Here is a 14,073-nt window from a genome sequence, read left to right on the forward strand (position 1 = left end):
GGGCGTGTGGGACGGGACTCTTTCCTGGATAACGATCCGTCTGATTTTCTTACCTGGAGAGAATTGATGAAGATGAAACTGGCGTTGTTCCTGTTTGCGCTTGGCCTGGGCAGCTCGTTCGCCCAGGCTGCTGGATTCGCTTACAACGGCTGCTTTAACAATTGCTACGCGAAATACGACTATTGCATGAAGACGAATAGCGAGCAGTACTGCGCGATGCGGCAGGACATATGCCTGCAGCATTGCGGCGTCGTCCTGCCCTAATCCTGGGGCGCTGCTGGAACAAGGCAACGATGTCCTTGTTGCGGGAAGGGCGTGTGGGACGGCATGTCTTTCCTGGATAACGATCCGTCTGGTTTGCAAAATCTGGAGAGAATTGATGAAGATGAAGTTGATGTTGTTCATGTTTTCCATCGGCCTGGGCAGTTCGTTCGCCTACGCCGCCGAGACCAATGGCTTCAGCTGCGAAAGCTATTGCAATCGGGATTACGATTATTGTTTGTCCGTGAACACTGCGGAATTCTGCACGCCGCGATACGAGCGTTGCTTGGGCGCTTGCGGCATCGCGCTGCCCTAACCGAGGCGGCGATGCCTGTCCCGCTGGCTTGGCAGATGTCGCGCCGGCGCGGCGAGAAAACGATCAACCTGAGGTCTAATTTTTGGGGATTCAAATGAAACTGAAATTCGCCTTGTTCATGTTTGCCATCGGCCTGGGCGGCTCCTTCGCCTACGCCGCCGAAACCACCGGCACCAACTGCGCCAGCTATTGCTATACGACCTACAACAAGTGCATGCGCAACACCTATCCGGATATCTGTATGGAGCAACGCGATGAGTGTTTGCAGGGTTGCGGCGTCCCGCTGCCGTAATTGACGTGGCGGCAATGCCAGCCGCGCTGGTATGGCTGGCATTGCGCCACTAGAACGAGGCAACTGTATCTTGTTGCGGGAGGGGCGTGTGGGACGGGATGTCTTTCCTGGGTAGCGATCCGTCTGATTTCCTCACTTGGAGAAAAATGATGAAGATGAAATTGGCATTGTTCATGTTTGCGATTGGCCTGGGCAGCTCGTTCGCCTACGCGGCCGGAGTTGCCGGCGGCGACTGCGCCGGCCAATGCTATCGGAACTACAATTTTTGTATGAATGTTAACGGCGACGCAGCTTTCTGCCAGAGGCAGCAAACCTCGTGCCTGCAGCGTTGCGGCATCCAGGAACCCTAATCGCGCAGCTGCGGCGAGCAAGACGATCAACTGTACGTCTAATTTTAGGGGACTCGAATGAAACGGAAACTGGCTTTGTTCATGTTTGCCATCGGCCTGGGCAGCTCGTTCGCCTATGCCGCCGAGTCGAGCACCAACAGCTGCCAAGGCTGGTGCTCGATCGGTTATCGCAACTGCATCAAATATGGTGGCGACCCGGTGGAGTGCGCCGCCGACCGCGACGCCTGCTTTGAGGATTGCGGCGGCCGGGCGATGTAGCCGCGGCGCTGCGATTCAGCGCCGCCTGTGCGTGTATGGCGGGCGGCGCCTGGTATCACTTTCCTTTGTCCGGCGTCGGCATCAAGCTCATCAACACCATCTTCTTCTTAGCCCTGCAAGCGGGCGCAGAAGGCCAGCAGCATCGCCGCGCCGGCCGGCCAGGGGCCGTAGCCGGCGTCGCCGTTGATGTGGCCGGCGTCGCCGATCGAGACGAACTCGCCGCCCCAACTGGTGGCGAACAGGCGGGCGCGCCGCTCGCTCACATAGGGATCGTCGCTGCTGGCCACCACCATGCTGGGGAAGGGCAGGGGCGCCAGCAGCATCGGCTGGAAGCCGCTGGTGCAGTCAGGGTAGGACGGCGCGTCGACATCGCTGGGCGCCACCAGGAAGGCGCCGGCGACGGCGTGGCGCGAACCGGAGGCGGCCCAGCGCGTCACCAGCGAGCAGCTCAGGCTGTGCGCCGCCAGCACCGGCGGGCGTTGGCAGCGGCCGATGGCGGCGTCCAACTCGGCCACCCACTCGTCGCACTGCGGCGTGTCCCAGTCGCGGTGCGGCACGCGCCGCCAGGCGGGATGCTCGGCCTCCCACCGGGTTTGCCAGTGGGCCGGCCCCGAGTTCCACAAGCCGGCCAGTGTCAGTACCTCGAAATCCATGTAGTTTCCTTTCTTCTTGCGCCGCACGGAGCGGACGAAACGCGTAGAATTGGCGCTCCTCAATGTGGAAGAGTATGCCATGACGACCGCCCCGGATTTTCACTCCCCAGCAGATTTGCGCAAGCACATACAAGAGACGATGCAGTTCTACCATCCGCGCTGCATCGACCCCAGCGGCGGCTTCTACCACTTCTACAAGGACGACGGCCGGGTCTACGACGAGCGCAGCCGGCATCTGGTCAGCAGCACCCGCTTCGTCTTCACCTACGCCATGGCGGCGCGCCACTTCGACGCCGACGAGTACCTGCCCCAGGTGCGCCACGGCCTCGCCTTCCTGCGCGAGGCGCACCGTAATCCGCTTACAGGCGGCTATGCCTGGCTGCTCGATTGGCGCGACGGCCAGGGCACCGTGGTCGACGGGACCAACCACTGCTACGGCCTGGCCTTCGTGCTGCTGGCCTACTCGCACGCGCTGCTGGCCGGCGTCGACGAGGCGCGCGAGTGGATCGACGAAACCTACGACTTGATGGAGCAGCACTTCTGGCAGGCCGACTTCGGCCTGTACGCCGACGAGGCCAGCACCGACTGGACCACGCTGGCGCCGTATCGCGGCCAGAACGCCAATATGCATTCGGTCGAGGCGCTGCTGGCCGCCTACGACGCCACCGACGACCTGCGCTTCCTGCACCGCGCCGAACGCATCGCCCACAACATCACGGTGCGCCAGGCGGCGCTGTGCGACGGGCTGATCTGGGAGCACTACCATATCGACTGGTCGGTGGACTGGGACTACAACCGCGACGACGCCTCCAACATCTTCCGCCCCTGGGGCTACCAGCCGGGCCATTTGACCGAGTGGTCCAAGCTGCTGCTGCTGTTGGAGCGGCACGCCAAGCAGTTGCGCCAACCGGCCGACTGGATACTGCCGCGCGCCATCGCCTTGTTCGACGCCGGCCTGGACACCGCCTGGGACCCGGAGCACGGCGGCATCTGCTACGGCTTCGCCCCCGACGGCGCCATCTGCGACGCCGACAAATACCACTGGGTGCAGGCCGAGAGCATGGCGACGGCCGCCGTGCTGGCCGAGCGCACCGGCGAGGCGCGCTTCTGGCTGTGGTACGACAAGCTGTGGGACTACTGCTGGACGCATTTCGTCGACCACCGCCACGGCGCCTGGTTCCGCATCCTACGCGGCGACAACAGCGCCTGCACCGACGACAAGAGCCCGGCCGGCAAGGTCGACTACCACAACATGGGCGCCTGCTACGAGGCCGTCAACGCGCTGCGGCGCTGGCAATCGCGCTAGGATAGACCATTAGGGTCAGTGCCGACATTCGGACATTCATCGCGTGAATGTCCGAATGTCGGCACTGACCCCGGGGTGCGGGGTGGGATTAGAGGGCGGTGCGCAGGGCGAACAGCTCGGGGAACAGCACCACGTCGAGCATCTTGCGCAGGTAGCTGACGCCGGCCGTGCCGCCGGTGCCGGTCTTGAAGCCGATGATGCGCTCGACCGTGGTGACGTGGCGGAAGCGCCAGAAGCGGAACGCCGTCTCCAGGTCGACCAGCTTTTCGGCCAGCTCGTACAAGGCCCAGTGTTTACCCGGGTCGCGGTAGACCTCCAACCAGGCGGCCTTGACCGACTCGTCGGCCACGGTGGCCAGGGTCCAGTCGGCGTTCAGTCGCTCGGGCGCGATGGCCAGGCCGTTGCGGGCCAGCAGCTTGATCGACTCGTCGTACACCGACGGCGCGCGCAGGGCGGCGTCGAGCGTGGCGAAGGCGGCCGGCGCGGTGTTGTGGACGTTGAGCAGGGCGGCGTTCTTGTTCCCCAATATGAACTCGATCTCGCGGTACTGGTAGGACTGGAAACCGGACGAGGCGCCCAGATACGGCCGGATGGCCGAGTATTCCGGCGGCGTCATCGTCGCCAGCACGTCCCAGGCGTGCACCAGTTGGTCCATGATGCGGGCCACCCGGGCCAACATCTTGAAGGCCGGCGCCAGGTTGTCGGCCTGCAGGTTGGCGCGCACGGCGTGCATCTCGTGCAGCATCAGCTTCATCCACAGTTCGCTGGTCTGGTGCTGGACGATGAACAGCATCTCGTTGTGGTTGGGCGAGAGCGGGTGCTGGGCGGTGAGGATGCGGTCCAGCGCCAGGTAGTCGCCGTAGCTCATCGATTCGCTGAAATCCATCTGCGCGCCGTGCCACTGGGCGTGCGGGCATTGCGGGCTGTCGTTCTTGTCGGTCATGGTGGCTCTATTCTTGTGGTGGGGTCAGGTCACGGCGTCGCGCTTGGCGGCGATGTCGTAGGCGGTGTCGTCGAGGATCTGGCGCAGGATCTCGACCGCGTCCCACACCTCGGTGTAGCTGGTGTAGAGCGGCGTGAAGCCGAAGCGCATGATGGCCGGCTCGCGGTAGTCGCCCACCACGCCGCGCCCGATCAGCGCCTGCATCACGGCGTAGCCGTGCGGATGGGTGAAGCTGACGTGGCTGCCACGGCGGGCGTGCTGGCGCGGCGTGACCAGTCCCAGCGGATGGGCGCCGCAGCGCCGTTCGACCAGTTCGATGAACAGGTCGGTCAGCGCCAGCGACTTGGCGCGCACCGCCGCCATGTCGGTCTGCTCGAACACCTCCAGCCCGCTTTCGACCATGGCCAGCGAGACGATGGGCTGGGTGCCGCACAGGGCGCGGCCGATGCCGTCGGCGGGGGCGAAGTCGGGCGCCATGGCGAACGGCGCGGCGTGGCCCCACCAGCCCGACAGCGGCTGGCGGAAGCGCGCCTGGTGCTTGGCCGGCACCCAGATGAAGGCCGGCGCGCCGGGGCCGCCGTTCAGATACTTGTAGGTGCAGCCGACGGCCAGGTCGGCGCCGTCGCCGTTCAGGGCTAGCGGCACGGCGCCGGCCGAGTGGGCCAGGTCCCCAGACGACCAGCGCGCCGGCGGCGTGGGCCAGGGCGCTGGTGGCGCGCATGTCGTGCTGGTAGCCGCTGCGGTAGTTGACGTGGGTCAGCATGACGACGGCGGTGTCGGCGTCGATGGCGGCGGCGATCTCCTCGACCGAGTCGACCAGGCGCACCGTGTAGCCGCGCGCCAGCCATCCGGCCAGGCCCTGGGCCATGTAAATATCGGTGGGGAAGTTGCTGCGTTCGGTGACGAGCACGCGGCGGCTTGCCGTGGCCGGCTGCTCGGCCTGCATCTGCAGCGCGGCGGCCAGCGCCTTGAACAGGTTGACCGAGGTGGTGTCGGTGACCACCACCTCGTCCTGGCCGGCGCCGAGCAGGGGGGCGAGGCGGTTGCCCAGGCGCTTGGGCAGGTCGAACCAGCCGGCCGTGTTCCAGCTGCGGATCAGGTCGCGGCCCCATTCGCGGGCGATGACGTCCTGGGCGCGGGCCAGCGCGGCGCGCGGCCGGGCGCCGAGGGAGTTGCCGTCGAGGTAGATCAGGCCGGCGGGCAGGTCGAACTGGGCGCGCAGGGCGGCGAGCGGATCTTGCGCGTCGCGGCCCAGGCAGTCGTCACGTGTTGTCATTAAGTAACTTTCTTCGGGTGGGAGGAGATACTTGAAGCTTCATCTATTTTGCGATGCATGGCGGAGTGTAGCAATTTCTTGCCCCCGCAACCACAAAACGGGCGGCCGGCGGGCCGGGGCGGTATTTTTCCCAATGGGGTAAACCCGCATGGACAGGGGGCTTTGCGGGCGATCGCGAGAGTATTTTCAGATTTTTTAAAAATAATTCGAAAAAACCCTAAAGTTCCCCGAATCGGCGCCGTTACCAGTTTCATGAAGAGCGGAAATGGGTTGAGGTTGAATCCCCCCGGTTCTTCGGACGACAGGCAGGGAAATCGAAAAATTTTCAAAAATATTTCGCTCCAACCCTAAAGTTCCTGAAAAAGGTGTCGTTAAAGAGTCAGACGTAGCAAAAAAGAGTCGACTTAAATCAAATAAGTTGTACGTGCCAAAGGCCATTTTTGAAGCTGCCAGACCACCAAATATCCGCGCCGCTAGGGCGTCGGCAAGCAATCTGCGAGTGTTTGTAAGACAAACACCGACAGGTCGCATCCGCTATTTCCCGACGGAAAATACAGCTCCCCACCTCTTCTCGCATTTTTGTTGCTCAAGCAGAATGTATCTCACTGGAAACGCAAACGTGTTCCGAAGTGAATACACCGCAACGGATTGAGGAGATGGAAATGACTGCAAACGACATGATGGCTGAGATTCGCGATGCCAACCTGAGCTACCTGATGCTGGCTCAGCAAATGATCCGCGCGGACAAGGTGACCGCCATCTTCCGCCTGGGCCTCGCCGCCGAAATCGCCGACCTGATCGAGGGCATGAGCAACGCCCAGATCCTGAAACTGGCCGGCGGCAACATGATGCTGGCCCGCTTCCGCTTCGACGACAGCGCCATCCTGTCGATGCTGACCAGCCACAATAAAGACCGCGTGCTGGCCCAGTCGCACGCCGCCATCCTGATGGCCGGCCAGGCGGTCGAAGAAATCGTTTAAGATTGGTCGCCAGTCGTAAATAGTAGAGTAGTGAGCTGTCCGCAACGCAACGTCCCGGAGTCGATATCATGGCCAAGAAGAGTGTAGTGTCCGAAGCGCAAGAGATCCAGCTTGCGATTGAACTGATCCAGCTCGGCGCCCGCCTGCAGTTGCTCGAATCCGAGGTGTCGCTGTCGCGCGAACGCCTGCTCAAGCTGTACAAGGAACTCAAGGGCGTCTCGCCGCCGAAGGGCATGCTGCCGTTCTCGACCGACTGGTTCCTCACCTGGCAGCCGAACATCCATTCCTCGCTGTTCATCAACATCCACAAATTCCTCGTCGAGCACGCCGGCGCCAGCGGCGTCGAGGCGGTGATGAAGGCCTACAAGCTGTACCTGGAACAAATGCCGCCCGAGCCGGGCGAGGAGCCGATGCTGTCGCTGACCCGCGCCTGGACCCTGGTGCGTTTCTTCAGCGGCAAGATGCTCGAGCTGGCGCCCTGCGGTAAATGCCAGGGCAAGTTCGTGGTCAACTGCATGGACTTGAACGGCAGCTATGTTTGCGGCCTGTGCCACATGCCCTCGCGCGCCGGCAAGACCAAAAAAGCCAAGGCCGACGCGCTACTGGCGGCGTGATCCAGCGTTCCCCCATCTCCCCATCGCGCGGCCGGGCATGAGTCCCCGGCCGCGTTTTGCCATGCGCCGGCCGCGTTTGGCGCACCTGGCGCGCCTGTCGTGGCTGTGGCGGGCGCCGGCGGTGCGCGCCCTGTTGCTGCAGACGCTGGCGCTGCTGCCCACCTTTTTATTGCTGACCCTGCTGGCCCGCGGCGGCCACCTCGTCACGCCGCTGCTGGCGGCGCTGGCGCAGGGTGTCTGCGCGGCGGCGCTCAGCTGGCGCGCCGGCCTGGCCGCCTGGTGGCGCCCGATCCAGCTGCTGTTCCCGCTGGCGCTGCTGGGCGCCAGCGCCTGGCATTTGCCGCCGCTGCTGTTCCTGCTGGTCTTCCTCTTCCTGCTCGGCCTGTACTGGTCGACCTTCCGCACCCAGGTGCCGTACTACCCGTCCAATCCGGCCGTGTGGCGGGCGGTGCAGACGCTGCTGCCGGCCGGTCCGGCGCGCATGGTCGACATCGGCAGCGGCCTGGGCGGGCTGGTGCTGCACCTGGCGCGCCAACGCGCCGACGTCGACTGCGTCGGCATCGAACTGGCGCCGCTGCCCTGGCTGGCCAGCCGCCTGCGCGCCGCGCTGGCCGGCAGCCGCGCCCGCTTTGTGCGCGGCGATTACGAGGAACTTGATTTCGCTCAATTCGACCTCGTCTTCGCCTACCTGTCGCCGGCCGTGATGACTCGGCTGTGGGCCAAGGCGGCGGCCGAAATGCGCCCCGGCACGCTGCTGCTCAGCTATGAATTCGCCATCGTCGGGCGTCCGCCCGACAAGACCATCCACGCCACAGCAGGGGGAGCGGCGCTCTACGGATGGTACTTTTAAGCATCATTTTGCGTTATTTACTTGCTCCTGCTACCACTCTCACGCTATTGTAGTTCCACGTGTAAATTTATTGAATTCGAGCGTATTCGAGGGGGAATTCCCCCTTTTTGGTGGCCGCTCGCCGGCCGGCGCGGAGCCGGGCGGCACCGGCGGCGCATTCGGACTTTTGGGAGTTAGCGCACTTGTTAGTCATAATCGGTTATGTCATCGTCTGCGTCGGCGTGTTCGGCGGTTTCGCGATGGGCGGCGGCCACCTGGCCGCGCTGTTCCAGCCGTTGGAGTTGCTGATGATCGGCGGCGGCGCGGCCGGTGCCTTCCTGGTCGGCAACAACGGCAAGGCGATCAAGGCCACGCTGGCCGCCATTCCGACCTTGTTCCAGGGTTCGCGCTACACCAAAGAGCTGTACATGGAGTTGATGTCGCTGCTGTTCGACGTGCTGTCGAAGGTGCGCAAGGAGGGCCTGATGTCCATCGAGGGCGACATCGACAGTCCGAACGAGAGCCCGCTGTTCAACAAGTATCCCAGCGTGCTGCACGACCACCACATCGTCGAGTTCATGACCGATTACCTGCGCCTGATGGTGTCGGGCAATATGGATGCCTTCCAGATCGAGAACTTGATGGACAACGAGATCGATACCCACCACCACGAGGGCGCCGTGCCGGCCCACGCCATCGCCAAGCTGGGCGACGGCATGCCGGCCTTCGGCATCGTGGCGGCGGTGATGGGGGTGGTGCACACCATGGAGTCGGTCGGCCTGCCGCCGGCCGAGCTGGGCATTTTGATCGCCCACGCCCTGGTCGGCACCTTCCTCGGCATTCTGCTGGCCTACGGCTTCGTCGGTCCGCTGGCCAGCCTGCTGGAACAAAAGCTCGACGAGTCGACCAAGATGTACCAGTGCGTCAAGGTGACCCTGCTGGCCAGCCTGAACGGCTACGCGCCGGCGCTGGCGGTGGAGTTCGGCCGCAAGGTGCTGTACTCGACCGAGCGGCCGAGTTTCGCCGAACTAGAGGACCACATCAAAAAATCCAAGGCCAAGTAGGCGCGGCGGCGGGATATGATGTTTGTAACGATGGAAACAACGGGGAATCGCCATGGCTGAAGAAGGCTTGCGGCCAATTATCGTCAAACGCATCAAGAAAACCGCCGGCGGCCACCACGGCGGCGCGTGGAAGATCGCCTACGCCGACTTCGTGACGGCGATGATGGCCTTCTTCCTGCTGATGTGGCTGCTCGGCTCGACCACCAAGGGCGACCTCAACGGCATCTCCGAGTACTTCAAGACGCCGCTCAAGGTGGCCATGCAGGGCGGCTCGGGCAGCGGCGACAGCTCGTCGGTGATTCCCGGCGGCGGCAAGGACCTGACCCGGCGCGACGGCCAGGTGCGCAACGCCGACGACCCGGCCGTCAAGAAGACCTACAACCTGAGCGCCGCCAAGGCCGCGCTCGAGCGCGAGGAGGCGGTCCGCCTGCAGCAGTTGAAGGAGAAGATCGAGGCCAAGATCGAGTCCAACCCGCTGCTCAAGAAATACAAGAACCAGCTGCTGCTCGACTTCACCAGCGAGGGCCTGCGCATCCAGATCGTCGACGAGCAGAACCGTCCGATGTTCGCGCTGGCCAAGGCCGAGCTGCAGCCCTACACCCGCGACATCCTGCACGAGATCGGCTTCGTGCTGAACGACGTGCCCAACAAGATCGGCCTGTCCGGCCACACCGATTCGACGCCCTATATGAGCGACGCCGGCTACAGCAACTGGGAGTTGTCGGCCGACCGCGCCAACGCCTCGCGCCGCGAGCTGATCGCCGGCGGCATGGGCGAGGCCAAGATGCTGCGCGTGGTCGGCCTGGCCGCCGCCGCCCACCTCGACAAGCTGGACCCGTTCAACCCGATCAACCGGCGCATCAGCATCATCGTGATGAACAAGAAGACCGAGGAGAACGTGATGCGCGACGGCGCCAAGATCGAAGTGGGCGCCGAGGAGCAGGGCGCGGCGGCGCCGGCGGCGCCGCCGCGCGCCAGGAAATAGCGCAGCGCGCCCCCAGCGAGGGCGCTGTTACACCAGAACGAGACTGTTATGACGAGAAAAAAAATCCTTGGTTCACATGTCAAGCGCCTGCTGTCGGGCGTGTCCGACCACGGCAAGAAGCACCTGACCGAAGTCGAGACCGACCTGATCCAGACCGGCCTGCTGTTGGAGGAGGCGATCGAGAAGCTGTCCTTCAACTTCATGGCCATCCACCAGGCCGTCGAGGGCCAGCAGGAGACCATCCGCCTGTTGCTCGAGGGCGGCGCGCCGACGCCGGAGCAGCGCGCCCAGCTCGAGGCGCTGCAGGGCCAGGTGGGCGGCCACGTCAACGCCGCCATCACCAGCATGCAGTTCCAGGACATGACCAGCCAGCTGATCGACCGCACCCTGAAACGGGTCACCGGCTTGCGCGAATTTCTCGGCACGCTGGGCGCCCACGGCGCCGAGATGTTGCCTGAAAGCGACAATGAGGAAATTGTCGACCTGCTCGGTAAGGTCAGCATGGCGCTGGCGATTCAAAGCCTGGAGTTGCGCAGCGTGCTGCGCAAGGCGGTCAGTCAAAAACACCTGGAGAGTGGCGACATCGAGCTGTTCTAGCCCGGGCGCCCTTGATCGAACGTTAATAGAGCGGGGCCGCTGTCCCGGAATTTCAAAGAGTGAGAGCAAAGATGGCAAAGACAATACTTGCAGTGGATGATTCCAGTTCCTTGCGCCAGATGGTGGCCTTCAGCCTGAAGGCGGCCGGCTACCTGGTGGTCGAGGCGGTCGACGGCCAGGACGGCCTGGAAAAGGCCAAGCAGCAGGCGGTCGACCTGGTGCTGACCGACCAGAACATGCCGCGCATGGACGGCCTCGAGCTGATCAAGCTGCTGCGCGAGCTGCCCACCTACCAGAAGGTGCCGATCCTGATGCTGACCACCGAGTCGTCCGACGAGATGAAGGCCAAGGGCCGCGCGGCCGGCGCCAACGGCTGGCTGGTCAAGCCCTTCGATCCGCAGCGACTGATCGAGGTGGTCAAAAAGGTCATCGGCTGATGAAGCGAGTGCAATGATGTCGAGCGAACTTCACGGAGTCACCCTATGACCATCGATATAAGCCAGTTCTTCCAGGTCTTTTTCGATGAGGCCGAGGAACTGCTGGCTGAAATGGAGCGGCTGTTGCTGGCCGTCGACCTGGACAATCCCGATCCGGGACCAACCTCAACGCGGTCTTCCGCACCGCCCATTCCGTCAAGGGGGGCGCCTCGACGTTCGGCGTGACCGACATGACCGAGGTCACCCACATCCTGGAGACCCTGCTCGACCGCATCCGCAAGGGCGAGATGGCGCTCACCACCGAGCACGTCGACGCCTTCCTGGCCGCCAAGGACATCCTCAAGATGCAACTCGACGGCCACCGCCTCGGCAGCGCCGTCGACCAGGACGCCGTCGCCGACGTCGGCATGATGCTGCAGTCGCTGACGGCGCACGCGCCGGTGGCGGCGCTGGCGCCGATGGCGCCCGGCTTCAACGCGCCCGAGGCCAAGGTGGTCGACCACAGCGGCGGACGGCGCTACCGCCTCGAGCTGCCGGTGATGGTGCACCGCGAGGTGACCGCGCTGGGCGCCGAGCTGGGCCTGATGGGCCACGTCGCCATCACCCCGCTGGACCACGACCGCAACGCCATGGTGGTGACCACCCGCGAGAGCCTCGACGACATCATCGCCATCTGCTCCTTCGTGCTCGACCCCGAGCAAATGATCGTGACCGAGCTGCCGCCGCTCGACGCCGCCCGCGCCGAGCTGGAGAACGCCGAGCGCTCGAAGACCGAGGCCGACCTGGGCTACGGCTTCTTCGACGAGATCGAGCTGCTGCCGCCGCCCCAGGTGGGCGGGGTCGGCTACGGCTTCTTCCAGCCGATCGAACAGATCCGCGCCAGCGCCGAGGCCGGCGCCGACGACAACCGCGGCTACGGCTTCTTCGAGCCGATCGAGCAGATCCGCGCCGCCGCCGGCATCGTCGCCGAGGCCGCCCCGGCCGCCGTCGCCGCCCACGTCGAGGAGCACGAGAAGAAACCGGCCAAGGGCGAGAAGGCGGTCGCCGCCGGCGCCGAGGCCGGCTCGATCCGCGTCTCGATCGAGAAGGTCGACCAGCTGATCAACCTGGTCGGCGAACTGGTCATCACCCAGGCCATGATCGAGCAGCGCGTCGACACGCTCGACCCGATGAAGCACGAGCGCTTGCTCAACAGCGTCAGCCAGCTGACCCGCAACACCCGCGACCTGCAGGAGGCGGTGATGTCGATCCGCATGATGCCGATGGACTTCGTGTTCTCGCGCTTCCCGCGCATGGTGCGCGACCTGGCCGCCAAGCTGGGCAAGAAGGTCGACTTCATCACCAACGGCGCCGCCACCGAGCTCGACAAGGGCCTGATCGAGCGCATCGTCGACCCGCTGACCCACCTGGTGCGCAACAGCATCGACCACGGCATCGAGATGCCCGAGGTGCGCCGCGCCGGCGGCAAGAGCGACGCCGGCCGCCTGTTCCTGTCGGCCAGCCACCAGGGCGGCAACATCATCATCGAGGTGTCCGACGACGGCGGCGGCCTGAACCGCGAGCGCATCCTCGCCAAGGCGGCGCAGAACGGCCTGCCGCTGGCCGAGAACATGAGCGACGCCGACGTCTGGCAGCTGATCTTCGCGCCCGGCTTCTCGACCGCCGAGACGGTCACCGACGTGTCCGGCCGCGGGGTCGGCATGGACGTGGTCAAGCGCAACATCACCGCCATGGGCGGCGTCGTCGACATCCGCTCGGCCAAGGGCTTCGGCACCACCATCTCGATCTCGCTGCCGCTCACCCTGGCCATCCTCGACGGCATGTCGATCCGCGTCGGCGAGGAGGTCTACATCCTGCCGCTCGGCTTCGTCATCGAGTCGCTGCAGCCGGCCCCCGAGGACGTCAAGGAGATCAGCGGCAAGGGCACGGTGGTCAAGGTGCGCGGCGAATACCTGCCCCTGATCCCGCTGTACCAGATGTTCGACATCACGCCGCGCTTCGCCGACCCGTCCGAGGGCATCGTCGTCATCATCGAGACCGACGGGCGCAAGGCCGGCCTGTTCATCGACGACCTGGTCGGCCAGCAGCAGGTGGTGGTGAAGAACCTCGAATCGAACTACCGCAAAGTGGCCGGCATCTCCGGCGCCACCATCCTGGGCGATGGCGGCGTGTCGCTGATCCTCGACGTGGCCGCGCTGATCCGCTCGTCGCGCCAGCTGGCCGACGAAACCATTTTTTCCTGACTGCCCCAACCATATAGGAATCCACCATGGCAGACGCACTGACAACCGGCGCCAAAGAAATCGCCGGCCACGAATTCCTCGCCTTCACGCTCGGCTCGGAGGAGTACGGCATCGACATCCTCAAGGTGCAGGAGATCCGCGGCTACGAGGCGGTCACCCGCATCGCCAACGCTCCCGCCTTCATCAAGGGCGTGATCAACCTGCGCGGCATCATCATCCCGGTGGTCGACATGCGCATCAAGTTCAACCTGGGCGAGCCGGTGTACGACCAGTTCACCGTGGTCATCATCCTCAACATCAACGGCCGCATCGTCGGCATGGTGGTCGACTCGGTGTCCGACGTCACCACCCTGACGCCGGAGCAGGTCAAGCCGGCGCCGGAGATGGGCACCGCCTTCAGCACCGACTACATGATTGGACTGGGCACCATCGACGAGCGTATGCTGATCCTGGTCGACATCGACAAGCTGATGTCGAGCCCGGAGATGGGCCTGATCGACATGCTGGCGGCCTGAGGCGGCTGGCCAGCTGGCGGCAAGGGCAACCAAGGGCAGGGGGCGATCGTTCCATAGAGGGCGGCGCCGGCCGGACGGCGATCCGGCGCACGGGGTCCGCGAGCAGCACCCGGCGGACACACAAAAACTAGCGGCATACTGGCATATCAAGGGG

General features: G+C 64.5%; 16 protein-coding genes and 2 pseudogenes. 15 read left to right on the forward strand and 3 right to left on the reverse strand.

Annotated elements, in window-relative coordinates:
* The first annotated feature begins 66 nt into the window (after window positions 1-66).
* The 5 genes from QC826_RS08720 (at window position 67) to QC826_RS08740 (ending at window position 1,477) form a co-directional block, all read left to right on the forward strand.
* The gene (locus tag QC826_RS08720) at window positions 67-264 is read left to right on the forward strand and encodes a hypothetical protein (protein WP_279765229.1); all 198 of its coding nucleotides are present in this window, start codon (window positions 67-69) and stop codon (window positions 262-264) included.
* 63 nt (window positions 265-327) lie between these two features.
* Window positions 328-675, forward strand: a complete 348-nt coding sequence (locus QC826_RS08725) for a hypothetical protein (RefSeq protein WP_279765230.1) — start codon at window positions 328-330, stop codon at window positions 673-675.
* Complete coding sequence (locus QC826_RS08730; RefSeq protein ID WP_279765231.1) at window positions 672-869, forward strand: hypothetical protein; 198 nt, start codon at window positions 672-674, stop codon at window positions 867-869. The genes QC826_RS08725 and QC826_RS08730 overlap by 4 nt, the downstream gene beginning before the upstream one ends.
* 146 nt (window positions 870-1,015) lie before the next feature.
* Entirely contained in the window at window positions 1,016-1,219 is a 204-nt protein-coding gene (locus QC826_RS08735; RefSeq protein WP_279765232.1) for a hypothetical protein, read from the forward strand.
* Between the two features lie 57 nt (window positions 1,220-1,276).
* The gene (locus tag QC826_RS08740) at window positions 1,277-1,477 is read left to right on the forward strand and encodes a hypothetical protein (RefSeq protein ID WP_279765233.1); all 201 of its coding nucleotides are present in this window, start codon (window positions 1,277-1,279) and stop codon (window positions 1,475-1,477) included.
* A gap of 107 nt (window positions 1,478-1,584) precedes the next feature.
* On the opposite strand, the gene QC826_RS08745 is transcribed toward QC826_RS08740, so the two are convergent.
* Window positions 1,585-2,130, reverse strand: coding sequence for an RBBP9/YdeN family alpha/beta hydrolase (locus QC826_RS08745; RefSeq protein ID WP_279765234.1), 546 nt, complete (start codon window positions 2,128-2,130; stop codon window positions 1,585-1,587).
* A 79-nt stretch (window positions 2,131-2,209) separates the two neighbouring features.
* On the opposite strand from QC826_RS08745, the gene QC826_RS08750 reads away from it, so the two are divergent.
* Window positions 2,210-3,436: an AGE family epimerase/isomerase gene (locus tag QC826_RS08750; protein WP_279765235.1), complete on the forward strand. Its 1,227-nt coding sequence runs from the start codon at window positions 2,210-2,212 to the stop codon at window positions 3,434-3,436.
* Between the two features lie 88 nt (window positions 3,437-3,524).
* On the opposite strand, the gene kynA is transcribed toward QC826_RS08750, so the two are convergent.
* A complete protein-coding gene (gene kynA, locus QC826_RS08755; protein WP_279765236.1) occupies window positions 3,525-4,379 on the reverse strand; it encodes a tryptophan 2,3-dioxygenase in 855 nt (284 codons plus the stop codon).
* A 24-nt stretch (window positions 4,380-4,403) separates the two neighbouring features.
* Window positions 4,404-5,655 (reverse strand): annotated as a pseudogene (gene kynU / locus QC826_RS08760) (kynureninase).
* A 662-nt stretch (window positions 5,656-6,317) separates the two neighbouring features.
* On the opposite strand from kynU, the gene flhD reads away from it, so the two are divergent.
* The 9 genes and pseudogenes from flhD to QC826_RS08805 all read left to right on the forward strand — a co-directional run bounded on the left by flhD (window position 6,318) and on the right by QC826_RS08805 (window position 13,919).
* Window positions 6,318-6,635 (forward strand): flagellar transcriptional regulator FlhD, encoded by a 318-nt coding sequence (flhD, locus tag QC826_RS08765; protein ID WP_093387167.1) that lies wholly within the window; start codon window positions 6,318-6,320, stop codon window positions 6,633-6,635.
* 68 nt (window positions 6,636-6,703) lie between these two features.
* Complete coding sequence (gene flhC, locus QC826_RS08770; protein ID WP_093387165.1) at window positions 6,704-7,249, forward strand: flagellar transcriptional regulator FlhC; 546 nt, start codon at window positions 6,704-6,706, stop codon at window positions 7,247-7,249.
* A 61-nt stretch (window positions 7,250-7,310) separates the two neighbouring features.
* Window positions 7,311-8,099 carry a class I SAM-dependent methyltransferase gene (locus tag QC826_RS08775; RefSeq protein ID WP_279765237.1) on the forward strand — a complete coding sequence of 263 codons (789 nt, stop codon included), beginning with the start codon at window positions 7,311-7,313 and terminating at the stop codon, window positions 8,097-8,099.
* Window positions 8,100-8,281: 182 nt separating this feature from the next.
* Complete coding sequence (gene motA, locus QC826_RS08780) at window positions 8,282-9,142, forward strand: flagellar motor stator protein MotA (RefSeq protein ID WP_093387159.1); 861 nt, start codon at window positions 8,282-8,284, stop codon at window positions 9,140-9,142.
* 52 nt (window positions 9,143-9,194) lie between these two features.
* Window positions 9,195-10,127 (forward strand): flagellar motor protein MotB, encoded by a 933-nt coding sequence (motB, locus tag QC826_RS08785; RefSeq protein ID WP_279765238.1) that lies wholly within the window; start codon window positions 9,195-9,197, stop codon window positions 10,125-10,127.
* Window positions 10,128-10,175: 48 nt separating this feature from the next.
* Entirely contained in the window at window positions 10,176-10,724 is a 549-nt protein-coding gene (locus QC826_RS08790) for a chemotaxis protein (protein ID WP_279765239.1), read from the forward strand.
* A gap of 71 nt (window positions 10,725-10,795) precedes the next feature.
* Window positions 10,796-11,161, forward strand: a complete 366-nt coding sequence (locus tag QC826_RS08795) for a response regulator (RefSeq protein ID WP_093387152.1) — start codon at window positions 10,796-10,798, stop codon at window positions 11,159-11,161.
* 45 nt (window positions 11,162-11,206) lie between these two features.
* Window positions 11,207-13,404: pseudogene (gene cheA, locus QC826_RS08800) on the forward strand (chemotaxis protein CheA).
* A 26-nt stretch (window positions 13,405-13,430) separates the two neighbouring features.
* Window positions 13,431-13,919 (forward strand): chemotaxis protein CheW, encoded by a 489-nt coding sequence (locus tag QC826_RS08805; protein WP_279765240.1) that lies wholly within the window; start codon window positions 13,431-13,433, stop codon window positions 13,917-13,919.
* The last annotated feature ends 154 nt before the right edge of the window (window positions 13,920-14,073 follow it).

This window comes from Rugamonas sp. DEMB1, assembly GCF_029834475.1.
GTDB lineage: Bacteria > Pseudomonadota > Gammaproteobacteria > Burkholderiales > Burkholderiaceae_D > Rugamonas > Rugamonas rubra.

What these genes read in the sequence shown, in the direction of transcription:
- QC826_RS08735 (WP_279765232.1), top strand. Translation starts at nt 1,016, where the DNA reads ATGATGAAGATGAAATTGGCATTGTTCATGTTTGCGATTGGCCTGGGC.
- QC826_RS08750 (WP_279765235.1), top strand. Translation starts at nt 2,210, where the DNA reads ATGACGACCGCCCCGGATTTTCACTCCCCAGCAGATTTGCGCAAGCAC.
- QC826_RS08725 (WP_279765230.1), top strand. Translation starts at nt 328, where the DNA reads ATGTCTTTCCTGGATAACGATCCGTCTGGTTTGCAAAATCTGGAGAGA.
- QC826_RS08805 (WP_279765240.1), top strand. Translation starts at nt 13,431, where the DNA reads ATGGCAGACGCACTGACAACCGGCGCCAAAGAAATCGCCGGCCACGAA.
- flhC (WP_093387165.1), top strand. Translation starts at nt 6,704, where the DNA reads ATGGCCAAGAAGAGTGTAGTGTCCGAAGCGCAAGAGATCCAGCTTGCG.
- QC826_RS08730 (WP_279765231.1), top strand. Translation starts at nt 672, where the DNA reads ATGAAACTGAAATTCGCCTTGTTCATGTTTGCCATCGGCCTGGGCGGC.
- QC826_RS08795 (WP_093387152.1), top strand. Translation starts at nt 10,796, where the DNA reads ATGGCAAAGACAATACTTGCAGTGGATGATTCCAGTTCCTTGCGCCAG.
- QC826_RS08740 (WP_279765233.1), top strand. Translation starts at nt 1,277, where the DNA reads ATGAAACGGAAACTGGCTTTGTTCATGTTTGCCATCGGCCTGGGCAGC.
- motB (WP_279765238.1), top strand. Translation starts at nt 9,195, where the DNA reads ATGGCTGAAGAAGGCTTGCGGCCAATTATCGTCAAACGCATCAAGAAA.
- QC826_RS08720 (WP_279765229.1), top strand. Translation starts at nt 67, where the DNA reads ATGAAGATGAAACTGGCGTTGTTCCTGTTTGCGCTTGGCCTGGGCAGC.
- flhD (WP_093387167.1), top strand. Translation starts at nt 6,318, where the DNA reads ATGACTGCAAACGACATGATGGCTGAGATTCGCGATGCCAACCTGAGC.
- kynA (WP_279765236.1), bottom strand. Translation starts at nt 4,379, where the DNA reads ATGACCGACAAGAACGACAGCCCGCAATGCCCGCACGCCCAGTGGCAC.
- QC826_RS08775 (WP_279765237.1), top strand. Translation starts at nt 7,311, where the DNA reads ATGCGCCGGCCGCGTTTGGCGCACCTGGCGCGCCTGTCGTGGCTGTGG.
- QC826_RS08790 (WP_279765239.1), top strand. Translation starts at nt 10,176, where the DNA reads ATGACGAGAAAAAAAATCCTTGGTTCACATGTCAAGCGCCTGCTGTCG.
- QC826_RS08745 (WP_279765234.1), bottom strand. Translation starts at nt 2,130, where the DNA reads ATGGATTTCGAGGTACTGACACTGGCCGGCTTGTGGAACTCGGGGCCG.